This window comes from Hymenobacter sp. HSC-4F20, assembly GCF_019599275.1.
Taxonomy (GTDB): domain Bacteria; phylum Bacteroidota; class Bacteroidia; order Cytophagales; family Hymenobacteraceae; genus Hymenobacter.
In genome coordinates this window covers 802,586-825,650 of the sequence record NZ_JAHZTD010000002.1, presented here as the reverse complement: position 1 = coordinate 825,650, position 23,065 = coordinate 802,586, and the positions used below count along the sequence as shown (strand labels likewise).

The 23,065-nt window shown below is 61.0% G+C and carries 20 protein-coding genes; 13 read left to right on the top strand and 7 right to left on the bottom strand.

Annotated features, from left to right (window positions below):
* Positions 1-16: 16 nt before the first annotated feature.
* Positions 17-3,067: a PAS domain-containing protein gene (locus K3G63_RS13285; RefSeq protein WP_220614583.1), complete on the bottom strand. Its 3,051-nt coding sequence runs from the start codon at positions 3,065-3,067 to the stop codon at positions 17-19.
* 350 nt (positions 3,068-3,417) lie between these two features.
* Between K3G63_RS13285 and K3G63_RS13280 the strand changes: the two genes are divergently transcribed.
* Complete coding sequence (locus tag K3G63_RS13280) at positions 3,418-6,297, top strand: hypothetical protein (RefSeq protein WP_310794586.1); 2,880 nt, start codon at positions 3,418-3,420, stop codon at positions 6,295-6,297.
* Positions 6,298-6,384: 87 nt separating this feature from the next.
* Here K3G63_RS13280 and K3G63_RS13275 read toward each other — a convergent pair whose 3' ends face one another.
* The gene (locus K3G63_RS13275; RefSeq protein ID WP_220614582.1) at positions 6,385-6,822 is read right to left on the bottom strand and encodes an META domain-containing protein; all 438 of its coding nucleotides are present in this window, start codon (positions 6,820-6,822) and stop codon (positions 6,385-6,387) included.
* A 67-nt stretch (positions 6,823-6,889) separates the two neighbouring features.
* Between K3G63_RS13275 and K3G63_RS13270 the strand changes: the two genes are divergently transcribed.
* From K3G63_RS13270 to K3G63_RS13255, 4 genes are all read left to right on the top strand, one after another.
* Positions 6,890-7,708: an alpha/beta fold hydrolase gene (locus tag K3G63_RS13270; RefSeq protein WP_220614581.1), complete on the top strand. Its 819-nt coding sequence runs from the start codon at positions 6,890-6,892 to the stop codon at positions 7,706-7,708.
* Positions 7,709-8,037: 329 nt separating this feature from the next.
* Complete coding sequence (locus tag K3G63_RS13265) at positions 8,038-8,457, top strand: hypothetical protein (RefSeq protein WP_220614580.1); 420 nt, start codon at positions 8,038-8,040, stop codon at positions 8,455-8,457.
* Positions 8,458-8,631: 174 nt separating this feature from the next.
* The gene (locus K3G63_RS13260) at positions 8,632-9,054 is read left to right on the top strand and encodes a hypothetical protein (protein WP_220614579.1); all 423 of its coding nucleotides are present in this window, start codon (positions 8,632-8,634) and stop codon (positions 9,052-9,054) included.
* Between the two features lie 132 nt (positions 9,055-9,186).
* Positions 9,187-9,636 carry a DUF2141 domain-containing protein gene (locus K3G63_RS13255; protein WP_259404437.1) on the top strand — a complete coding sequence of 150 codons (450 nt, stop codon included), beginning with the start codon at positions 9,187-9,189 and terminating at the stop codon, positions 9,634-9,636.
* A gap of 1 nt (position 9,637) precedes the next feature.
* Here the strand turns inward: K3G63_RS13255 and K3G63_RS13250 are convergent, their stop codons facing one another.
* Complete coding sequence (locus K3G63_RS13250) at positions 9,638-10,117, bottom strand: YdeI/OmpD-associated family protein (protein WP_220614578.1); 480 nt, start codon at positions 10,115-10,117, stop codon at positions 9,638-9,640.
* A gap of 177 nt (positions 10,118-10,294) precedes the next feature.
* On the opposite strand from K3G63_RS13250, the gene K3G63_RS13245 reads away from it, so the two are divergent.
* A complete protein-coding gene (locus K3G63_RS13245; protein WP_220614577.1) occupies positions 10,295-10,996 on the top strand; it encodes a DsbA family oxidoreductase in 702 nt (233 codons plus the stop codon).
* Positions 10,997-11,074: 78 nt separating this feature from the next.
* Here the strand turns inward: K3G63_RS13245 and K3G63_RS13240 are convergent, their stop codons facing one another.
* Together K3G63_RS13240 and K3G63_RS13235 are read right to left on the bottom strand one after the other, a co-directional pair.
* A complete protein-coding gene (locus tag K3G63_RS13240; protein WP_220614576.1) occupies positions 11,075-11,518 on the bottom strand; it encodes an META domain-containing protein in 444 nt (147 codons plus the stop codon).
* A gap of 553 nt (positions 11,519-12,071) precedes the next feature.
* Complete coding sequence (locus K3G63_RS13235) at positions 12,072-13,067, bottom strand: aldo/keto reductase (protein ID WP_220614575.1); 996 nt, start codon at positions 13,065-13,067, stop codon at positions 12,072-12,074.
* Between the two features lie 228 nt (positions 13,068-13,295).
* Between K3G63_RS13235 and K3G63_RS13230 the strand changes: the two genes are divergently transcribed.
* From K3G63_RS13230 to K3G63_RS23075, 6 genes are all read left to right on the top strand, one after another.
* Complete coding sequence (locus tag K3G63_RS13230; RefSeq protein WP_220614574.1) at positions 13,296-15,824, top strand: TonB-dependent receptor plug domain-containing protein; 2,529 nt, start codon at positions 13,296-13,298, stop codon at positions 15,822-15,824.
* Positions 15,825-16,216: 392 nt separating this feature from the next.
* The gene (locus tag K3G63_RS13225; protein ID WP_220614573.1) at positions 16,217-16,822 is read left to right on the top strand and encodes a DUF4136 domain-containing protein; all 606 of its coding nucleotides are present in this window, start codon (positions 16,217-16,219) and stop codon (positions 16,820-16,822) included.
* Between the two features lie 359 nt (positions 16,823-17,181).
* Positions 17,182-17,652, top strand: coding sequence for a YsnF/AvaK domain-containing protein (locus K3G63_RS13220; protein WP_220614572.1), 471 nt, complete (start codon positions 17,182-17,184; stop codon positions 17,650-17,652).
* A 45-nt stretch (positions 17,653-17,697) separates the two neighbouring features.
* Positions 17,698-18,582 carry a YsnF/AvaK domain-containing protein gene (locus K3G63_RS13215; RefSeq protein ID WP_220614571.1) on the top strand — a complete coding sequence of 295 codons (885 nt, stop codon included), beginning with the start codon at positions 17,698-17,700 and terminating at the stop codon, positions 18,580-18,582.
* A gap of 240 nt (positions 18,583-18,822) precedes the next feature.
* A complete protein-coding gene (locus K3G63_RS13210; protein WP_220614570.1) occupies positions 18,823-19,110 on the top strand; it encodes an ATP-binding cassette domain-containing protein in 288 nt (95 codons plus the stop codon).
* An 8-nt stretch (positions 19,111-19,118) separates the two neighbouring features.
* Entirely contained in the window at positions 19,119-19,808 is a 690-nt protein-coding gene (locus K3G63_RS23075; RefSeq protein WP_310794585.1) for an ATP-binding cassette domain-containing protein, read from the top strand.
* 23 nt (positions 19,809-19,831) lie between these two features.
* On the opposite strand, the gene K3G63_RS13200 is transcribed toward K3G63_RS23075, so the two are convergent.
* Both K3G63_RS13200 and K3G63_RS13195 read right to left on the bottom strand, forming a co-directional pair.
* Entirely contained in the window at positions 19,832-21,706 is a 1,875-nt protein-coding gene (locus tag K3G63_RS13200) for a PAS domain-containing sensor histidine kinase (protein ID WP_220614568.1), read from the bottom strand.
* A 54-nt stretch (positions 21,707-21,760) separates the two neighbouring features.
* A complete protein-coding gene (locus K3G63_RS13195; RefSeq protein WP_220614567.1) occupies positions 21,761-22,195 on the bottom strand; it encodes a BLUF domain-containing protein in 435 nt (144 codons plus the stop codon).
* 263 nt (positions 22,196-22,458) lie between these two features.
* On the opposite strand from K3G63_RS13195, the gene K3G63_RS13190 reads away from it, so the two are divergent.
* Complete coding sequence (locus K3G63_RS13190; RefSeq protein WP_220614566.1) at positions 22,459-22,953, top strand: hypothetical protein; 495 nt, start codon at positions 22,459-22,461, stop codon at positions 22,951-22,953.
* Positions 22,954-23,065: the final 112 nt, after the last annotated feature.

Below are 23,065 nucleotides of genomic sequence, written 5' to 3'. Positions count from 1 at the left end.
CATACCTCGCTCTTGCTTAAGCAGGTCGGGCGCTGGCCGGCAGAAACACCCGGAACGTGGTGCCCTCGCCCACGGTGCTGTCGACGGTGAGGTGGCCGCCGGCATTCTGCACTACCCGGTTCACGAGGTAGAGGCCCAGCCCAGCTCCCTCCACGTGGTCGTGGAAGCGGCGGAACAGCTGAAACAGCTCCCCACCGAAGCGCTGCAAATCCAGGCCCAAACCGTTATCCTGCACCTCCAGCACTGGCCGGCCCTCCACTAGCAAGGTTCGGAGCTGAATGCGGGGGCGCCGGCGCGGGGCGGCGTATTTCAGAGCGTTGCTGAGCAGATTGTAAAGTATGCTCTGTAAGTGGGGCCGCACAAAATAAAGGGTTGGCACGGCGGCAAAGTCGAGGTGAACCAGGGCGCGGGAGCTGGCTACCTGTTCCTCAATGCTGAGTAGTACTTCCTCCGTCAGGTGGGACAAGTTAAGTAGCTCAGCGGGCTGCTCGTGGCGCAGCTTCTGAATGCGCACCAGCTCGGAGAGGTTGTGAATGGTGCCGTCAATCTGGTGCAGCGACTTCTCGAACATGGCAATGAGCTTCATAGCATCCGGGTCGCGGAAGAAGGCCGTGCGAATCAGTTCCTGGAAGATGCCCGCCATGTTGTGAATGGGCTGCTTCAGGTCGTGCGACACGGCGTAGACGAAGCTGTCCAGGTCTTGGTTGGTGCGGGTCAGCTCGGCATTTTTTTCCTCCAGGCGCTGCTGCACCCGCTTGTAGTCGTCGATGTCGGCAGTAGTGCCAAACCAGCGCTGAATCTGGCCGTGCTCGTCGCGTAGAGGGCGGGCCCGGTGCAGGTACCAGCGGTACTGGCCCGTGCGTACATCCAGCAGGCGGCTTTCCATATCCAGGTCGGTGCCTTCCTGCATGCTGCGGCTAAATTCACTGACTACTGCGTCGCGCTCTTCGGCCCACAACAGGTCAGTCCAGCCTTCGCGCAGGCTCTGCTCCACGGGCACGCCAGTGTAGTAGCTCCAGCGAGAGTTCAGGTAGTCCACTACCCCTCCCGGGCCAGCCGTCCAGACGATGGCCGGAACGCTTTCGGCCAGAAAACGAAACTGCTGCTCACTGCGGCGCAACTCCTCGGCCAGCAGACGCTGGTCCTGCACATCTACGCAGGCTCCGTACAGGTGCTGGAGTTGTCCATCATCGGTGAGGGAGGGAACCGAGCGGTTCAGGTGCCAGCGGTACTGCCCGTCGTGGCGCCGCAGCCGCACTTCTAGGCTTAGGGGGCTGGCCTGGGCTATGGCTTGCTGAAAAGCCTGCCGGGCCGGCTCCACGTCGTCGGGGTGCAGGGCCAGGCGCCAGCACTGGGGCAAATCGTCGATGGTCTGGCCGGTGTAGGCAAACCACTGGGGGCTCAGGTATTCCACTGAGCCATCGGGCCGGGTGATGCTCGTAATCTGCGGTAATGATTCCGTCATGACCCGCAGCAGCGCATCCTGGCGGCGCAGCTCCTGGTTCAGGTCTTCCAGGCGCTGGCGGGCATGCACCCGCTCTGTCACCTCCACTGCAAACACCAGTACCCCCTGAGACTGTCCGGCCGCGTCAAGCAGCGGTTGGGCCGTGAAATCAAAGTAGCGGGGGGCCGGGGCAGCCGCTATGGTCACGGCCCGCTCGGAGCCTGTTAGCACTTGGCCGGTGCGGTATACCGTGTTGAGTACTTCGCCCAAGCCCTGGTCGGCCAGACCCGGCAGGGCGGAGTAGGCTGGCTGACCCAGGTGGACCTCGTCGCCAATCAGGGCGCGGAAAGGCTGATTGAGGAAGGTAAGGCGGTGTTCCGGACCGAGTAGGGTAGCAATAAAGGCCGGTACGGTTCCCAGGATAAGCTGAAGCTGCTGGTCTTTGGCTTCCAACTGCTGCTGCGCCTGCTTCTGGTCCTCGATATCGGTGCAGGTGCCAAACCATTTATCCACCTTGCCATCGGTGGCCAGCACCGGTCGGGCCTGCGACAAAAACCAGCGGTACTGTCCGTTACGGCCGCGCAGGCGGTATTCGCACTGGAAGTACGTGCTGGTGCGCTGGGCCTGTTCCCAGCGAGCAACAGCCTGCGCCCAGTCGGCGGGGTGTACCACGCTGGCCCAGCTCTCGGGGTTGGTTTGGTGCAGCCCGGTATACTCTTGCCAGCGCTGGTTACAGTAGAGCACGCTACCGTGCGTGTCCAGCACCCACACAAGTTGGGGAATGAAATCGGCCAGCACCTGAAACTGCTCCAGACTGTGGTGCAGGGCCCGCTCAGTGGCACGCATCTGGGTAACATCCTGGGCTGCCCCGAGCAGGCGGATGGGGTGCCCGGCCTCGTCGCAGATAACCCGGTAGCGGTCCACTACTTCCGCCCAGGTATCATCGGCGCGCCGCATACGGTACGTCAGTTGGGAGGCTACCGGCTGGCCGGCCCGCACGGCGGCCATAATGGCGTCGACGGGGGCGCGGTCGTCGGGGTGCAGGCGCTCATACCAGAACTCAAAGGTTTGGGTTTCAGCCGTGAGGGGGTAGCCAAAGGCGGCCGTAAACATTTCATTGCGCCAGAGCTGGCCCGTGCGCAGGTCTACATCCCAGAGAATATCGTGGGTGGTGTGCGCCAGCGTGGAAAGGTGCTGGTGGCTGAACTGCACCTGCTGCTCGGCCTGCACCTGCTGCGTCACATCAAGCACGCGAACCAAGATGTAGCGCAGTTCCTGGCCATCAGGGGTGAGTACGGGCTGTAGTAGGGCCTGCCAGAAGCGGAGGGGGCGGTCGGTGGTAGTGGTCGTCGGCGGGTCGTAGCGCAGGGCGTCGAGGTGGCGGGTGGTCCGGTGGACTACTACTTCCTGCAGGGCCTCTTGCCAAAGTTCTGTATTCGGAGCCGTGGAGTGGACGGGAAGCACTTCCAGCGCGGCCCGCCCAACCAATGCCTCGCGGGACTGGGCCAGTAGCCAGCACATGGCGTCATTAACGGCAGCAATAACAAGCCCGGGCGTGAGGACAAGATGCGGAGTAGGCAGGGCCTCAAACAGAAGCTGAAAATCGGGCGACTCGGGTGCCATGGTGGGAAGAGCAGGAACTTCACAAAGGTATACGTCTGGCTGCGGCTACCTACCATAAAAAAGAGGAGCTTTGGGGTGCGCCCCGGAAATTCCTGCTATCGGGCCCACGCCTTGGCAACTGCCTTGCGGTCAGGGGGTGGGCCCGAGCCTGGTAGCCAGTTGGGCCGCACTGGGCAGGCCTACTGCTGCACTGGCCAGATGCGGCCTGCTACCACCGGCATAGGGTACCTGCCCCTGACCCCGGGCGGCCCGGGTGGGGTGGGGAGGTAGCAAACGCCGGGGCGGGCGCACGGGTTTGCTTTCGGGCAGGAAGGGTAGTTTCTTCGGGAATCCCAACCTCTCGTTCCCGCGTGATTTTCTCCCTGCGTATTCTGTTACCGGCGGCCTTGCTGGCGGCCTGGCCCTGCGGGGCTACCCTGGCCCAACTTCTGCCCGTGCTTGACCAAGTGCCGGCCTCCGTACGCTGGTACGAGGTGCGCACCCCCCACTTCCGGGTGCTCTACCCCGAAGGGTTTGCCGAGCGCGCCCGTCGCACGGCCCACCGCCTGGAGCAGGTACACGAGCCTGGCGGGGCCTCACTGGGGCTGGCAGCCCGGCCCGTAACGGTGGTGCTGCAAACTCGCACCACCGTGGGCAACGGCTTCGTGACGCTGCTGCCGCGCCGCTCAGAGTTCTACACTACCTTTCCCCAAGACCCGTTTCTGGCCGGCACCCTCGACTGGCTGGATGAGCTGACCGTGCATGAGTACCGCCACGTGGTGCAGTACGACAAGGCCCACCGGGGCGTGGGGCAGGTGGGGTACCTGCTGGGTGGTTACGGAGGGCTGGGCCTGACAACCCTGGGCGTACCCGACTGGTTTGCCGAGGGCGACGCCGTAGGCACCGAAACGGCCCTGACTCGCAGCGGCCGGGGCCGGATTCCCAACTTCGATGCCTACCTGCGCGCCAACCTGCTGGCCGGGCGGCACTACTCCTACGCCAAGGCCGTGGGCGGCTCCTTCCGCGACAATGTGCCCAACCACTACGTATTAGGCTACTTCCTGACCACGTACCTGAAGCGCACGGCCGGGCCCGGCGTGTGGGACCAGGTCCTGAGCCGCTACTACGATTTTCCGGTCTACCCTCTGTCGTTTTCTGATAAGCTGCGCCGCACTACCGGCCTGCGCTCCGATGACCTGTACGCCCGCACCATGCAGGAGCTGGACAGCATCTGGCGCACCGCACAGACTGGCCGGGAGCTGACGCCCGCCACCGACCTGCCGGTGGCCGCCACCGAAAAAGTCTTCACCGAGTACCAGTACCCGCAGTACCTCGACGATAATACTGTGCTGGCGCTCAAAAGCGGCCTGGGCCACACGCCCCGGCTGGTGGAGCTACGCCGCGGCGGCGTGGAGCGGCAGCGCCTGGTGCTGGGTCTGCACCACAACCCCGAGCAGCTTTCCGTGGGCGGGGGCAAAGCCGCGTGGCTGGAGTTTCGCTACGACCCGCGCTGGCGGCAGCAGGTGTACTCCGAGCTGCGCCTGCTGAACTTAAAAACAGGTTTGGTTAGCCGCCCTGGCCGCCGCACCCGCTACACGGCGGCCGTGCTTTCGCCCGATGGCCGGCAGCTGCTGGCCGTCAGCACCGACTCAGCTTACCAGCACCGCCTGCACCTGCTCGATGCCGCCACGGGCGCCGTGGTCCGCACCTACGACAACCCGCAGAACTTGCCGTACCTGCACCCGCGCTTTGCCCCTGATGGGCGTACGGCGGCAGTGGTGCGCCTGGAGCCAGCAGGCAAACGCCTGGACCTGTTGGAGGTAGCCACTGGTGCGCTGCGCACCCTGCTGCCCGCGGCCAACGACAACCTTTCCCACCCCCAGCCCTGGCAGGAGTACGTGCTGTTCAACTCCCCCCGCTCGGGCCAGGATGAGGTGTACGCCGTGCACCTACGCACGGGAGAGGTACGCCAGGTAACAGCCCGCCCGGTAGGAGCGTACCACGCAGCCGTGTCGCCGGACGGAAAACGACTGGCCTTCTACGAAGTGCGCGCCCAGGGAAGCCGCGTGCTGGAAATGCCCCTGCGTCCTGAGCAGTGGCGGCCCGTGCCGGCTGCTACCCCCGGTACTCCCCCGAACCGCTACGCCGAGGAACTGGCGGCCCGGGAGCCGGGTACCCGCACCGTCGGCTCCGTGCTGCCCGAGGATTCTGTGGCTGGAGCCCCCTTGGTTGCCCGCCGGTACCGCCGCTTGCCCCACGCCCTGAACGCCTACGGCTGGGGGCTGGTGCAAAGCCCCTCGGGCTCAGGCCTGAACCTGGGACTACGGGCGCAGGATGTGCTGAGCACCACCCAGCTCGTGGTAGGTGCGGGCTACGATGGGGTAGAGCGCACCGGGCGTGTTTTCGCCGACGTTAGCTATCAGGGCCTCTGGCCGGTGCTGGATCTGAGCCTGGAGCACGGGGGGCGCCGCGCAATTGGGCCAGTAGCCGCCGGGGGGCGCGCCTATGACCGGTGGCAGTACAGCCGCCTGAGTGTGGGTAGTCGCCTGCCCCTCACCCTAACTACCTCCCGCCTGCTCACGGCCCTGACCCTGGGGGCCTACTACCAGTTGGAGCAAACCCACGGCTACAATTTTACCGCCCTGCCCGGCAGCACCGACGTAGGCAGGCAGCCGCTGCACGCGCTGGTGGGCAGCGTGGCCTTCAGCCGAACCCTGCGGCAGAGCTACCGCGACGTGGCCCCACGCTGGGGGCAGAGCCTGAGTCTGGTGTGGCGGGGTACCCCCTTCGGTACGGGCCTGTCGGCAGAGCAGCGGGCGGCCCAGGCAAGTGTGTTTCTGCCGGGGCTGGGGCGGCACCACGCCGTGCGCCTGCGGGCTGGCTACCAGTGGCAGCAGCAGCAGGAGTACCGGTTTGGCGCAGCTATTTTTTACCCACGGGCCCTGCCCTACCTGAGCTACCAGCAGCTAACCTCCCTGAGCGCCGAGTACCGCCTACCCCTGGCCGACGTGCACTGGGAATGGGGCCGCGTGCTGTACGTGCAGCGCCTGAAGGGTGCCGTGTTTACGGATGGCGTCTGGGGTAAGTCGGGAGGTTTGGTGGGCAACTACTACGCTACGGGCTTCGATGTGTCGGCCGTGTTTAACCCGCTGCGGCTGCGCACGCCCCTGGAAGTAGGACTCCGCACCGTGTACGACTCGTACTACCAGCGCTGGCAGGTGCAGCCGTTGGTGCTCAATATAGGGTTCTAGCCACTACTCTGCCAGCGCAAAAGCCCGCCCCTGGTGCCAGGGGCGGGCTTCTTGATGTACTAGCTTGAGGAATAGCTGATGGGTGCGTTACTCAGCTGCTGTAAATGCTAACAGAGGCGTGGTATGCTCGCCGTCATAAAGGGCCAGCCGCCGGTTACTGATGGTATAGCGCGTCACCTGGGGCAGCAGCTGGAAGTAATGCGTTTCCTGGTCCTGCTCGGCGCAGGTAGCATAGGTGGAGTACTGGGCTGAAAAGGTCAACTGCGCCGAGCCGGCCGTCAGTAGGTATTTACCCCCGTAGTTGTTGCAGAAGGCCCGGCCTGCATTGGTGCTGCCTACCGAGTTCAGCACCAGGTCGGTGGTGGCCCCCCTAGTTGTGGAAGGCACCTGGCCTTCTATTTCCGTCAGCACCCAGCGCTGGTCCAGCAGATAAACCGGAGCAGGCACCGGCTCGGTGTTTTTGTCGCAACTCGTCAGCAGAGGCGGGGCGGCAAGGCAAAGAAGCGGAAGGAAGCGCCGGATCATGGCAGGCAAAAGTCGGTGGAACAAGAGAAGGAGCAGGATCAGCGTTAAATGGTTGCATACTTGCACCATGCTCCCTCCTGATTTCCTTGCTGTAGCAGAGTTCGATCTGCCCTTCACCGACCACTCCCTGCGCGTGCGCACCTTACGCCATGCCAGCCCCGCTGCCGAGCAGCGGCCCTGGCTGGTGTTTCTCCACGATTCATTGGGTAGCATCCGCCTGTGGCGCGAGTGGCCCCGGCAACTGGCTGAAGACCTGGAGTGCCATGCCCTGATATACGACCGCCGCGGCTATGGCGAGTCGGCGCCGTTTGGGCCGGGGGGGCGCACTCCGGCTTACCTGGAGGAAGAGGCGCCAACCGTGCCGGCTGTGCTGGCCGCCTGTGGCGTCAGGCGCGCCGTGCTGGTTGGGCACTCCGATGGCGGCACCCTGGCCCTGCTGGTAGCAGCTACCCACCCTGGCTTGGTGGCGGCCGCCGTTACTATTGGGGCCCACGTGTTTGTGGAGCAGGAAACGCTCAGCGGCATCCAGCAAGCCCGTCAGCAGCTCGCCACCACCGACCTGCGTCAACGCCTGGCCCGCTACCACGGCGACAAAACCGACGTCTTGTTCCGGGCCTGGACGGACACATGGCTGAGTCCGGCCTTCCGGGCGTGGAACATCGAGACCTATCTGCCTCGCATTACGTGTCCGGTGCTGGCGGTGCAAGGCGCTGCCGATGAGTATGGTACGCCAGCGCAGGTAACGGCTATTGTGGGTCAGGTAGCCGGCCTGGCGCGCCCTGCCCTTCTCCCTGGCCTAGGGCATACTCCCCACCGCCAGCGTCCGGAATACGTGGCCCAGCTAACCACCGCGTTTCTACGCGAAACTATGCCTGGCATTTGGTAGACAGGGTTGCGCCAGCACTAGCTCGTGGCTTGCTCAGCCTGACGCCAAGCGAGTTGCTCAGTTACATCGTGCTACTTAAAAAAGTAACATGGGCTCTCTTGTGTATCTGCTTGTAAATATGTTAATTAGCAGATGTATAAAATGATGTTATAGTAGTATTTGTAGTAAAAATATTCTTATTTAGTGTTGGTTTGACGCGCAAACGAAACATGTAGCTGGTGTTAGAAGGAAGTAAACACTTCTTCTTAGTAGTGGCTCCAAGGCAAGCTTCCTCTTACTTACTAAATTTCATCAGCCCTGTGACATTTGCTTTATCAGGAGCAGAGCTTGTGCGAAGACAAGCGGCTACCACCGCCCAGCGTCGGCTCCTGCGCGAGCTGCCCCACTTGCGACTCTACCACGACACAAGCGACAACTGGCTGTATGCTGACTGGCGCGGCCCGCAAACTGCCGCTACGGTGCGGGAGGGAGCCGAAGTAATTCTGGCCGAAGTAGCCACCAATAGGTACACCAAGCTGCTCAACGACAACACCCGCCTGACCCTGATGCACGTGACGGAGGAGGAGTGGCGGAGTATGCGCCTGCTTCCGCGCTTGTTCAATACGGGCTTGCAGTACATGGCCTGGGTGTACTCCCCGGACCCGCGCGGTCGTAGCCACGCCGACTATTCCGTTACGCAAAGCGGCTGGCCGCTTTTGCTGACCTTTGAAGAATACAATATAGCTGCTGAGTGGCTTCGGCAATACTAGCTCGGATGCCGGCTCGCGAAGCTGCTTAAGCCAGCCAGCTTCAGGATTGGTCGGCTCCGGCTGGCAGTTCGCCGAAGTGCCGGCCCCCGCCCTCGCCCAGGCACGTAAACTTATCCGGAATCCAGACGGAGCACCACTTCACCTGGGCCGAGTACTGTTTTGCGCCTTTCCTCCATGTCCGACCTCCGGCTCCATACTGAACCCTACGGTGAACTGCTCCTGCTGACCAGAATACCTTGCCTGCTTATTCGGTGGCATGGCTTTGCCAATAGCCGCAACCTGCGTTTCCTGCTCGACAAAGGGTTGGAATTTTATCAGCAATACCGTCGGCAGTATCCTACCCTGAGCTGGCTCTCAGATACCCGCCTGTTCGGGGCCATGCTCCCGGCGGACCAGGAGTGGGCCGCCACTAGCTGGAACCGCCGGGCCTACGCGGCTGGCATCCACCAGCTAGCCTTTATTGGGCCCGAAAACATCTTCGGGCAGATTGCCATTCAGCAGTACTCTCATAATGCCGCCGGGGGCGACTACCACTTCAAGGTCAGCCAGTACTCTTCCTTGGCCCAGGCCTGCCGTCAGCTTAGCCGGGGCTGCTAACCGCTGGGCGCAAAGTCCAATTCAGCAGGTGGCCGCGGTTTTCTTAGCAGCGGGCTACGTAATGACGGGTTGGGTAATTATTTTTCGGTACGTGGTGTTGGCTTGGCGTTGTTCCATTGCCTATCTTCTGCCATGCAAGTATTGAAGCACCTCTGCCTAACTACCATTTGCGCCATGGGAGTAGTCGTCCCGAAGGCCTCCTCGGCGGCGGGCGGCCCCTCTTCCGTCACCGTTGTAGTATCGGCGCTGGCCTCTACTTCTTCGGTCGTGAAGCTCTATTTCTACAATGTGCGCGAGAAATTCCTAACCAAGGGGGGCTACGCCTTTATGCGAGAGGTGAAGCCTGGCGGGCAGCGCCAGGTAGCGCTGCCCGTTGACCTGCCGGCCGGAGAGTGGGCCGTGGCCATTACTCAGGATACCAACAATAATGATAAGCTGGATAAGAACCTGATGGGCATCCCTACGGAGCCCTTCGCCTTTTCCAATAACGTACGCCCCCGCCTGGCCCCGCCCGACTTCGACGACTGTAAGTTCACTGTGAGCGGGTCGGGCAAAATAGTCAGCATTACGCTGACCAAATAGCTTACTCCTTCCGAAACGGGTGGGCCCGCCGGGCCAGGCGCTCTGTCAGCTCCACGGCCCGGCGGGCACGGGTTTCAGCCTGCCGGGCCGCGCGCACGTGTTGGGCCACGGCCCGCCGCATACTTCCCGATAACCGCTCGAACTCTACTCCTGCTTCGGGCCAGGCCTCGAAGGCTTCGGCCAGTTCCGCGGGCAGATCTACTTGATCCGGCTCGGGGTCGGGCTCCAGCTGCAACCGTACGTGTTGGCCGAGCTGCACTCCCGCCGCCCGGCATATTTCCTTGTTAATCATGAGGTAGCGCCCTCCGCCGGTCAGCGGCAGCAGACCCAGCCGGATAGGGTAGCCGTTGAGTGTTCCCCGCACCCGCCGGGCACTCTTGCCGCCCAAAGCCGCTACCACCAGCGGTGGCACCACCACTACTTGCGTAGGCATGAAACTGGGGCCACCAGCTTCCAGGGTGGCATCAAAGAAGTGCAGCATGGGGCTAGAGCAAGGGCGTGGTGGGCCGGTGACCGGGCGCCCGCAAAGTAAGAAGTCGGGCGGAAAAATACGCCTTGGCGTCTGCGGGCTACTGCATCCGGTACCGGACCGCAGCCCAAAACTTTTTGTTGGTTTCAGCGCTTATAGGCGCCTACACGCGTGTAATCTGTTGTTCCTATGAAGATAGAAATCTGGTCTGATATTGTGTGCCCGTTCTGCTACATCGGCAAGCGGCGCCTGGAAAACGCCCTGGCTCAATTTCCGCACGCCGAAGCGGTAGAAATTCAGTGGCGCAGCTTCGAGCTGGACCCCGAAGCCAACCCTGAGCCCGGCGTAAGCCAGTACCAGCGCCTGGCCGCCAAATACGGCAACACCGAAGCCTGGGCCCGTCAAATGAGCGCCAACATGACCCAGATGGCTGCCGCCGAAGGGTTAGCCTTCGACTTTGACCGCGCCGTGCCAGCTAACACCTTCCGGGCCCACCGCCTGGTGCATTTGGCCGACAGATATGGCAAGCAGGATGCCGCCAAAGAGCGGTTGTTTAAAGCGTACCTCGAAGAAGGCAAAGACATCAATGATGTAGCTACCCTGGCCCGCTTGGCTGCCGAGCTAGAATTGCCCGCCGCCGAAGTAGGGCAAGTGCTCAACTCCGATGAGTTTGCCCAAGATGTGCGCCACGATGAGTACCAGGCCCGCCAGATTGGGGTGCGCGGGGTGCCTTACTTCGTCTTCGATGACAAGTACGCTGTATCCGGTGCTCAGCCCACCGAGTTGTTTCTGGAAGTGCTGGAGAAAGTGTGGGAAGAAGCCCGGCCCCAGCCCGTGCAACTAGCTGGCACCGAGGGCGCCGCCTGCGGCCTTGATGGCAGTAACTGCTAAGGTGCTCTCTCCCCAAAACCCCACGCGGCCGTCTCTAGAACAGAGGTGGCCGCGTGGGGTTTTGGGGAGAGGTAATACTTATTCCGCTGCTGCACGATCCTCAAAAATGAGCAGGGGCTTTATGGCATTAGAGGCATCATACAGCCGCAGCTCTCTGCCCTTAATTTCATAACTCACCGTTCGCGGCAGCGCTTCCAGGTATTTTGTTTCAATGGGCAATGCTCCGCAGGAAGCCTTGGTAGAGGCCTGTTGACTGATGTTCAGCATGCCAGGCTCGGGGCCTAGTGAAAAGGAGCCGCTGAAGGAATTGCAAGGCCCTAGTCCAGTAGTACGGTTTGAGCTGGTAAACTCAATTGAAGACCGTTGGGTATCACCGTAGCTGGAAAGGAATATTGGAAATTCTTCCACTTGCACCAGCTTCCAGTGAGTATTCAAAAGCTCGGACTCAGAATTCTTGTCTTCGCAGCCAGAAGCAGAAAGCAGGATCGTAACCCCACAAAGAAGAGTAAATGGGTAGCGCATAAGGAATTATCATAAGAAGGTGAGTGTCCATAGCAGGGAGACCTTTCAGTGGTAAATGGTTGCACTACTTCCCCCATTGCCCTGCTTACCTGGCTTACCGGCTGGCAAGGCTACTCCCAGAGTCACTCTGCGCTAAAAAAGCCTTGGGGTCACGCAGGTTAGGAGGTTGATTAGGTCTTGCGTTTTGTCGGGTGCTTGGGTGTAGTAAGCCCGCTCCATCCGGTAGCCTACATACATAATAGAGCTTAGGGCGGAGGGCTTTTTGGCTGCCAGTCGCAATTCAATTTTCAGAGCTGGTGCCAGCATTTCCTTTTTGAAGTCGGCCCACAACTCTTTTCATGCGCATTACTGTAGGCCATCCTCTCATTAAGAACCTGCCTGAGCAAGGTGCCATCTTGGGGCCTTGGTTGCAGTGAACAAGCTCATTAGCGTTTCATGACATAAGAATACAGATCTGTTCGCAAGGTGACGCTTTGCTGACCAGGGTTGACGGAATAAAATAAAAAGCGCTGCCATTTCGGGCAGCGCTTTTCAAGATGGTACACCAGCTAGCCTAAGCGGGCTGCTGCAGCTGCTCAAGCTGCTGGCTGATGAACTCTACCTCCTGGGGCGAAAGCTGCACGTCAATGGCGTGGGCGTTCTGCACGGCCTGCTCGGCGTTGCGGGCACCCACCAGGGCCACCGAAATGCCGGGTTGTGCCAGCGTCCAGCGCAGCACGAGCTGGCCCAGGGTAGCGTTTTTGCTTTCCGCCATGGGCCGGATTTTGTCGAGAAACGCATTTACGCGCGTGACAAACTCCGGCTTAAAGAGCGGGTGGGTAGCGCGCAGGTCACTGGCATCAAAGTGCTGGCCGGGCTTAATCTTGCCGGTTAGCAGGCCCAACTGCATGGGGCTGTAGGCCAAAATGGCTTTGTTGTGCTCCAGGCAGTAAGGCACAACGTCCTTCTCAATGTCGCGGCGCACCATGCTGTAGGGTACCTGGTTCGAGGCCAGGTTAACGACCTTCTCAGCCTCCTGCATCTGCTCCACCGAGTAGTTGCTCACGCCGGCCGCGCGCACCTTGCCTTGCTCAATCAGGCGCTGCACAGCCTCCATCGTATCGGCAATAGGCGTGGTTACATCAGGCCAGTGAATCTGGTAGAGGTCAATGTAGTCGGTGCCGAGGCGACGCAGGCTGTCCTCGCACTCCTTGATGATGCTTTCCGGAGCCGCGTACTTGTACACGTCGATGTCCTGGCCCTGGTTGTTCTTGCTTTTGAAGCCAAAGTCGCCCTTGTTGTCGTCCCAGCGCATGCCAAACTTGGTCAGGATTTGCACTTGGTCGCGGGGTAGGGTTTTGATGGCTTCGCCCACAATTTCTTCGCTCAGGCCCTGCCCGTAAATGGGAGCCGTATCGATGCTGGTCACGCCCAGGTCAAAGGAAGCGCGAATGGCGCCCACCGCATCGTTCTGCTCGGTGCCGCCCCACATCCAGCCGCCGGCAGCCCAGCTGCCAAACGTAATGCGCGAAACCCGCACGCCGGAGGTTCCTAGTTCAATGTATTCCATAAGAAAGCAGTAAGTCTCTGCCCAGCCCGGCTAGCGGCGTTGCCAGGGGCTGGGTGGCTACTAACTACCCACTTGCCGGGGGAAATGTTGCGGTGGAGCTAACGGAAAAGAGTTGGAAGCCAGCCGGCAGGGAAAAGAGGGTAGAGGGAAAGGAAATGCTGGTTGAGTGAAATTACAGTATACTTACTGGTATGCTATTTCGCACCCTGTATCTATTCCTTATATCCCATGAAGCGCATCCAACTCCTGCTGCTGCCGGCTGCCGCCGGATGTTTAGTAGCCTTTAAGGGGGCTCCCGATACTTTTCAGCGCCAACTGGCCCAGCAATTAGCTCGTTTCTATCAGGTGGCTGCTCCCGAAAAAGTGTATCTGCATTTTGACAAAGACACGTACGTAGCGGGCGAAACGATATGGTTCAAGGCCTATGCCGTAGATGCCGCCCGGCATCGGCCTGATAGTCTGAGCGGCGTGCTGTACGTAGACCTGCTGGACGCTGGTCAGCAGGTACTAAGCCACCAAGTGCTACGCCTGCAGAATGGCACCGCGCCCGGCGATTTTGTACTGCCGACGGCGTTGCCCCAGGGCATGTACACAGTGCGGGCCTACACCAACTGGATGCGCAACACACCGGACTTCGTGTTCCGCCGGGCCCTGCCCGTGTGGTCAGAAGCGCCGGCTCCCGCAAGTAAGACCTTGTCCGCGGCGGCCCGTCCCGATGTACAGTTTTTCCCGGAAGGGGGGACGCTGGTGGCCGGGTTGCCCGCCACAATAGGGGTCAAAGCCGTGGGCTCTGATGGGCGCGGGCAAGAAGTGAGCGGTACTGTTCTGGATACCCAAGGGAAAGTAGTGGCCCGGTTTAGCACCCAGCACGCGGGCATGGGGCATTTTGAGTTGCAGCCCGTGGCGGGCCAGCGCTACACGGCGCAGGTGCAGCTCCCAAGCGGCCCGCCGCTCACCTACCCTTTGCCCGTCGCAGAACCGCAGGGGCTGGCGCTGCACGTTGAAAGCACCGGCAACGCGTACCGCTTGGTCGTGCGCCGAATGGCCGGAGCCGGAGCGGCGGCCGAACAACTGACAGTTGCTGCCCACGTGCGCGGGCAGGTTGCCTACCTGGAACAAGGCACCGTAACTACGGAAACGCCGTTCACGGCTACAATTCCGAAAAGCCGGTTTGCAACAGGGGTAGTGCATTTCACGGTGTTTGACGGGCAACGGGTGGCGCGGTGTGAGCGGCTGGCTTTTGCCGATGCCACACCGGGGGGCCTGCGCCTAACTGTGCAAGCCAGCAAGCAAGTGTATCGGCCGCGTGAGCGAGTGGAGTTGCGCGTAACCGCCCAAAACGCGGCCGGGCAGCTTCAGGCGGGCAGCTTCTCGCTGGCCGTGACGAATGCGGAGCTGGCGCCGCCCTCGGCCGGAGCCCCCGATATTCGGAGCTACTTGTTGCTGACCTCAGACCTGCACGGAGAGGTAGAAAACCCTGGCTACTATTTCGCATCAGGCACGACTGCCACGGCCCAGGCCCTAGACAACTTGCTGCTAACCCAGGGCTGGCGGCGCTTTACCTGGCAGCCCTTGCTGGCCGATCAGCTGGGTAGCTTTCCGTACGTTCTCGAGAAAGAGCTTAGCCTGCGCGGGCGGGTAGTAAACAACCGGCAGCAACCCGCCGCGGCGGTTCCCGTGGTGCTCACGCCCCAACAGGGGAGCAGCCGCCAGCTGACAACCGATACCGAAGGCCGTTTTGCCTTTATGGGTTTCACCGGCTATGATTCCACGGTGGTAAAGCTGGAAGCCCTGACTACCAAGCAAGTCCGGCGGCCCCAGATTCTATTGGATATTGCACAGCCGGACCTACCCGGCACTGCCGCCAGCCTACTGCACCCCTTCCCTGAACCAGGGGCAGTGCCTGCCGAACGCCTGCGGCAGGCCAAGGCGCTGAAGGACGCCGCCCCGGTTGTAACGCCCCGTGGAATTCTGCTCAGCAATGTAACCATTCAGGGCGCTCAGGGGCCGATGAAACCAGATACCCGTCGCATCTACAGCCGGGCCGATGCCGTGATTCAAACGCGCAATATTACCGGACTATCTACCTACCGCGACGTGGTACAGGTGCTGCAAGGGCGGGTAGCGGGCCTCTCGGTGGTAGCGAATCAGGGCTTTGTGCAAGTAACCATGCGCGGTAACACCACCAGCAGTACCCAGCAACTCCGGCTGGCACCAGCCCCAACTGCCCGCCCCAACACGCGCTACCGCACCCCGGCTGCCGAGGCTACCCCTATCAGCAGTACTCCGCTCTTTCTACTTGATGGTGTGGCTACCGATATCAACATGATCAACTCTATTCCGGTGAATGATTTTGAAAGCATCGAGGTAATCCGGACCAACTCGGCGGCCATTTTCGGGGAGCGGGCTGCCGCCGGGGCCATTGCCTTTTTCACCAAGCAGGCTAATCCCAACTATAACCCGTCCTTGGAAAACCAGGCAGTGGTAACGCCACCCCTTTACCGGCAGCCTCGGTTTTATCAGGCGCGTACGTTCTACGAGCCCGTTTACTCCAACGCCACAACTTCGGCCAGCGACCCCCGAGGCACTACCCTGTACTGGAACCCAACCATTCAGACGGATGCCAGCGGACAGGCCACGGTTTCTTTCTACTGCGGTGATAAAGCCGGTCTGTTTCAGGTGGCCGTAGAAGGCGTATCCCGCACCGGTCAGCCGGCCCGTGCGGTAGGTACCCTGCAAGTGAGGGAGATTAAATAACCGGCTGGAGCGCAGGCACGGCCCTCGCCAGATTCGCTACCCGAACACTCCGGCAAAGCCGTAAGCCCCCGCACCACGTGGCCCTAAGATGGGGCAAGCCGCAGCACTTACGGCTCAGTTCCTAGCCTGAGCTGCGGGCGGCGTGTGGGCTCGGCAAGGCACGGGTAGGTGCTGGATAAGGTCACAACGCGCAAGCAGTATCACTTCTTCCTGCGTGGCTACCGCCGCCATCAGCAGGCCACGGCCGCCGTGAAGATGGAAGCCGCTGGGCAGGTAAATGGTTGAGCTAAAGCTACGTTGGCCAGGATTCGCCGGCAAGCTGCACGTAACCCCGCCTCCGGCTAAAGGGTATAGCCGGTAGATAGTACTTGTTCAATTCTACCTAAAACCTGATGAAAGCCACCCTAACTGCAGCGCTGCTACTCCTCTTCGGAGTCGTGAGCAGTTGCTCCTCACCCGTTGCCGTGCAGCAAAAACCCGGCGTTGATTTCAGCCGCTACCGCACCTACGACTGGGCCAAAACCGAAGTGAAATCGGCCAACTCCCAGAACCCCATCTACAAGAGCAGCCTCAACGACGAAATCATCCAGAACACCATCAACACCGAGTTGGCCAAGCGCGGTATCCGGCCCGCCGCCGGCACTGCCAAGCCTGATTTCTACCTGACCTACCACCTCTATATCGAGGAAGCCGAACGCACGGTGGCCAACCCGCCGGCGGCGGGCTACGCCTTTCCCTATGCGGTGTCTTACCGCGGCGGCTACCTGCCCATTAACTACGGCTACTGGTATAGGTCGCCGTTTTACAACACAGGCTACCGTACCGAAACCTACAATGAAGGCACCATGATTCTGGACTTCATTGATGCTCGTACCCACAATCTGGTGTGGCGCGGCTCCATGGCCGACCCAGTAGGGAATCCTGCCCGCATCGGGGAAGAGTTTGCCAAGTCTGCCAAAGACATTCTGGAGAAGTTTCCCGTTGAAGAGAAGAAGTAGTAGTATCCTCTCTTTCACTTCTGATTTTCGCCAACGCCCCGTCTGCCCGACGGGGCGTTCTGCATAGTACGTAGTAAGGGAACGGCCCCGTGCTACCCCTGCCTTTTGTTGAAAGCCGCAAGGGGCAGAATGAAAATCCCATTAATTTTTTGCGTGCTACTGTTTGTTGGTTTAGTACTATTGAGTGGTTCGTTACCCGCTTGCCGAGGAGCCTATTGGTAGCCGTGTTAGAAGGGCAATATTCTAAATGATAAAAGGTTACGCCAGGCCAGGATAATTATAAAAGCCCAAATTTTATATCCCTGAAATCCAGCTCAACAGTAGCAACGAGGTGGCTAGCGTGGCGTAGACAGACCGCTATGAATACGACCCCTACACCTGCTCCCGGCCCTGCTTCCCGCCTGCCAGAAGCGGTTTCTGAAACTCCCCTGGTGCTCCCCGTCATTGAGGAGCACGCGGTAATCCGGCGGGAGGTGGTAGAAACCGGTCGGGTGCGCCTGTCTAAAACTGTTGAGGAGCATGAGGAGGCGCTGAACTTCACTCTGCTCCACGACGAGGTGCAGGTGGAGCGGGTACCCGTGAACCAGTTTGTGGTCGATGGGGCTACGCTGCCAGGAGTGCGCTACGAGGGTGACACCATGATTATTCCCGTGGTGCGTGAGGTAGTAGTGAAACGCCTTTTGGTAGTAGAAGAGCTGCACGTTACCAAACACCAAATTCCTACCCAGGAAAGCCACCGGGTAGTACTGCGCCAGGAAACGGTGCAGGTTACCCGCGACTCTGCCGCGCCGGAGGCCGGAGCACCTCCTTCTCCGGGAGCGGATTCCTAGATTTTCCTTGTTTACCCAACCTTTCCCAACTTTCATTCAACCGCTATGAACCAGACTGTAGTAGGCATATTTGAAACTGCCGCCCAAGCCCAACAAGCCGCCCAACGTCTCGCCGCCGCCGGCTTTACCACTGAGAACGTCGACGTTTCATCCAGCAGCAGCTACGCTGGCACCCAGGGCTCCAGCAGCAATTACCAGAACACCAGCGGCACTGCCGTAGAAGGCGCTGCCGATGCTGCCGGCCGTACGGCCGAGAAGGCCGGTGACGGCATCAGCAACTTTTTTAGCAACCTTTTCGGTGGCGACGACTCCGATGATGCTCGCCGCTACTCGCACGTAGCTCGCAACAGCGGCTCGGTAGTAACGGTACACGCTCACTCGGATGAAAACGCCCGCCGCGCCGCCGAAATTCTTGATGATGCCGGGGCCGTTGACGTAGACGAGCGGGCTAGCCAGACGGGCTACCAGTACGGCAACAGCTACGGTGCTACGGCTACCGGTGCTACTACCACAGATGCTACCGGCGCTACGGCTCAGGTAATCGAAGAAAACCTGCAAGTAGGCAAGCGCGTGGAGCAAACCGGTGGTGCCCGCCTGCGCAGCCGCATTGTAGAGCGCCCCGTCGAAGCCAACGTACGCCTGCGTGAGGAGCACGTAAACGTAGAGCGCCGCCCCGTTGACCGTCCTGCTACGGAGGCCGACTTTGCCGCCTTTAAGGAAGGAGAAATCGAAATTACGGAAAGCGCCGAACGAGCTGTAGTAGCTAAAGAAGCTCGCGTGGTAGAAGAAGTGTCTTTGGGCAAGGAGGTGACCGAGCGGGAAGAAACCATCCGGGACACCGTGCGCAAAACGGAGGTAGATGTGGAGCGCCTCGACGGCGGCCGCACCGATACGGATATTGATCCGAACTACACGCAGCGCAACAGCTAAGCCCCAGGTTATATCCTGTTACTGAAAAAGGCGCCCGGTTTTCCGGGTGCCTTTTTTTGTAGTTGCGGTCTGGGGCTGCCTACCCCGGCTGCTGGCTGTATCTTCGGGCGGCCAGCACGGCTAGCTGCTTTTATGAGGCGGCGGCTGGGCTAAGGCTTCTTGCTCTGGGTAGGGGTAGGAAACGGCTTGTTTTTTAGGAGGCTGGTGCCGCCCGCGCCAGTTGGTTTTGCTTCTGCTCTTATGAGTTTATTACGCGTTTCGGGGGTTAGCTTGTGGGAAAAGGAGCGGTACGCCGTGCAGGAAGTCAGCTTCAGCCAGCAGCCTTTCCAGAAAATTGCCATTGCCGCCGAAACCGGAGCCGGCAAAAGCACTTTGCTGCAAATTATAGCCGGGTTGGTGCAGCCCACCGCCGGCGAGGTGTGGCTGGAAGATGCGCGGGTAAAGGGCCCAGCCGAAAAGCTGATGCCGGGGCATCCGGGCGTGGCCTACCTCTCGCAGCAGTTCGAACTACCTAATTTTTGCGGGTAGAGTAGGTGTTGCGCTACGCCAACAAGCTGCCTGCTGGCGCGGCAGACCGCCTGTACGATGTATGCCGGATTCAGCATTTGGCCGGGCGTAGCACCAACCAACTTTCCGGGGGCGAGCGGCAGCGCATTGCCCTGGCCCGCTTGCTACTTTCCTCGCCCAAGCTCCTGCTGCTCGACGAGCCATTTTCCAACCTCGACCTGGGCCACAAGCGCGTACTGAAGGCCGTAATTCAGGACATTGGTGAGCAGCTGGGCATCACCTGTACGCTTATCTCCCACGATCCGCTCGATACCCTCTCCTGGGCCGATGAAATTTTGGTGATGCAGGCCGGGCGTATTATTCAGCAAGGCCCACCCACCGACATCTATCGACAACCGGTTTCAGAATACGCAGCAGGGCTTTTCGGGAGCTATAACCTGCTTGATGGAGCGGCTGCCAAGGCTCTGGCAGCATCGGGTGGTAGCCGGCGGCGCGCTGGTGGTAAACGCCTGTTGGTGCGGCCCGAAAGCCTGTTGCTAGCGGATGCAGGGCGGGGAGTGCCGGGTGCCGTAACCCAAGTGCGGTTTTTCGGGAGCTACTATGAGCTGGATGTGCAGGTACTGAATGCGCGCCTTACCCTCCGGACAACCGCCCGCGGCTATAGCGTTGGTCAGCCTGTACAGCTTGCCTTGGCGGCGGGTGAGGAGTGGTACTTGTAAGCAAGCCAAGGTGCCCCGGCAGCTTACTCAAACCACTGCACGCTGAAGGTGGTGCCCTCACCAACGGTGCTATTCACCACCAAATGCCCGCCTCGGCTGTCGATGATGCGCTGCACCAAGTAAAGCCCTACCCCAGCGCCGGCTACATGAGGGTGCTGGCGCTCAAACGTGTGTAAGGCTGGCACAGCCTCAGCCGCTATTTCGGTATCGAGGCTCATGCCCAAACCGTTGTCCTGCACCGTAAGCAGGGGCTGCCCACTATCTGATAAGCTGCTGCGCAACACAATAAGCGGGGCGCGCTCGGGGTGGGCGAACTTCAGGGCGTTGCTGATCAGGTTATGCAGCACGGAGCGCAGGTTAGCCCGGCCGTACAGCAGGGTGGGGGCCGCGCCCATATCTAGCTCAATGGTAGCCTGCACTTCTTCTACCTGAGCGCGCAGCCCCAGTAGTACTTCTTCCGCCACGCTGCGCAAGTCCAGCTGCTCGGTAGGAGCGGCCAGCTCGCGCTGTTGCTGTACGGTGGCGGCCAGTTCGTGCAAGGTGCCATCCAGCTGGCCCAGGGCTTGGTCTACCATCTGAAGCAAGTCGCCCTGCTCGGGGTCAGTGAAGGTAGCCGTGCGGCGCAGCTCATCGAAAAGGCCGCGCAGATTGAACAAGGGCTGCTTCAGGTCGTGGGAGGCCGTGTACACAAAGGTGTCCAGGTCGCGGTTGGTGCGGGCCAGCTCGTCGTATTGGGTTTGCAGTACCTGGCGCAGGCGGTACTGGTCGTCTACATCGGTGCAGGCACCAAACCAGCGCAGGCCGCGGGCATCGGCCAGCTGCCGCGCCCGAATGATGTGCCAGCGGTACTGCCCATCGTGGCGGCGCATCTGGCACAGGCCCTCATATTCCTGGCCGGTAGCTACGCTCTGCACCCAGCGGCGGGCAGCCAGGGCCTGCTCCGCTGGTTCCAGCAGACTTACCCAGCCGGTGGGCCCTAACTCTTTGGGTGATAGGCCTGAATATTCGGCCGTGTGCTGGTTGTAATAATCAATGAAGCCTGCGGCCGAGGCCGTCCAGATTAGCTGCGGAATGCTGTCGGCCAGAAAGCGCAGCTCTTCCTCGCCGCGGCGCAGGGCTTCGGCCAGCTCGCGCTGGTCGTGCACTTCCGTTACGGCGCCGTGCCAGAACACGGGCTTGTCGGGGGCGTGCAGCTCGGGCAGGGCGCGGCTCAGTACCCAGCGGTACTGCCCGTCGTGGCGGCGCAGGCGGTACTCGTAGGTCCAGCCCACGCCATTAGTGCGCGCCACCTCCGATTGGTACAGCACGCGCAGCCGGTCGTCGGGATGAATAAGCAGGGGCCAGATGGCGTTCAGATCGGCCGTAGGCGGCTGCCCCGTAAAGTAATACCACTGCGGACTCACGTACTCGTAGCGGCCGGCGGCATCCATGGTGAAGGTTATCTGCGGTGCCGTTTCGGTTAGCACGCGCAGGCGGGCATCGAGGCGGCGGGTTTCCAGGCTAAGGGTGTGGGCGCGCTGCCGGGCTTCTTCCTGGGCCGTGACATCCACGGCAAATACCAGCAGGCCCAAGCTCTGGTCGTGGTCGTCGTGCAGAGGTTCGAGCGCCAGATCGAAATAGCGCGGCACCACCTGTCCGGTTTCGGGCTCGGTGAGGGGTAGGGGGAAGGCCTTGGCTACGTAAGAGACTCCCGACTCGTACACCTGCCCCATAACCTCCCGGATATCTGCCGTAAGCGGGCCCGGATGCGCCGCCAGGGGCTCGCCTTCGGGCGTGTGCCCACCCAGCAGCGCCTGCATGGCTTCATTCACAAACCCATAGCGCAGCTCAGGGCCCAGCAGGGTGACAATACCGGCTGGCATGTGCTGAAGAATAGTTTGAAGCTGCTGTTCACGCATGGAGGGAAGAGGGGCGGGAGCGGGGAAGGCGGGTAAGACGAAGGTAGGGCGGGGCTACACGAGGGTATCTTGCTGAGGCCCAAATACGGCCTGCCGTACCAAGTCCACAATCAGGGCATCAGCAATAGTCAGGGTTTCGGGGGTTTGGGGCACCTGGTGGGGTAGGAAAAATCCTTCCAGCGTTTTGAAGCCCTCTGCTTCCAAGGGGTGAAACGCCATGGACCAGTCGGAGAAGCTGCGGGCGGAAATGGGCTTGTTCGCCAGCTGCATGACGTGGGAGTGGCGCCCATCGGCCGCAATTTTCTCGTAAAGCGGGTCGATTATCGAAGGTTCCCCCTCGATTAGCTGAGCAATATGGCCGTGGCTGTAAAACAGAATACCCGTTACCTCATGCAAGGCATTGTCGCGGCGGCACTGGTCCAGCAGTTCCTTTAAATCCTGATCAGACAAGGGCCGCACGGCGCGGCTCATATATACAATGTGGTTCATATCAGGCAGAGACGTCTTCTATACGCTACAAACAATGCTCACAGATTTGGGTGGGTGCGAGCCAACTTCAAATGCCGCGGAAAGATATAACCAACTCCCGGTATGGTTCAGCCTTCTCTCCCAAATCGAGTTTCTGGAGCCCCAGGCCAGCGTAAGCTCGGGCATAACAGGTTTGAGGGCTACCCGTAGGTAGGAAAGCGGGCCACGGTGCCCGGCATTTCTGCTCACCTGTGGCCGCTGGCCACCCGAATTTTTCTGTGCTGATGAAAACAAGCCACGCCGCTTTGTGGGGAATAGTAGCCGGGGCCGCCGGAGTAGCCGCCATGACTTTGGCCGAGAAAGTGGAGCAGCGCTTCACTCACCGGCCCAACTCCTATGTGCCCGCCCACACCCTGGAGCGCCTGCTGGGCCTGCCCCACAAGCCCGATGAGCAGCGCCTGGGCCTGAACTGGACCATGCACTGGGGCCAGGGCATAGTGCTCGGGGCCGTGCGCGGCCTGATGGCGGCCCGTGGGGTGCGCGGCCCGGTAGGCTCGTTTATGTTCCTGAATTTGCGCCTGCTCAACGACCAAACCTTGGAAAATGCTACGGGGGTAGGCGCCCTGCCCTGGACCTGGCCCCGCGACGAGCAAGTCATTGATTTAGTGCACAAAAGCATCTATGCCTTTGTGGCGGGCCTGGTAGCCGACCGGCTGGTGGCGGGGCCGCCCCGCCCGGCCGTGCCCCGCGCCGGCTGGACCGTAGGGCAACCAGCCTAATGCCAGGGCAGTACTACCCCTATACAGGCTATTATCCTCTGGTTTCCTTGAGGTAGTAGCCTCCTCGTTCTGAAGCCACTGTTGCGGCGCGCCCCAGTGGCTTGTCACTTCT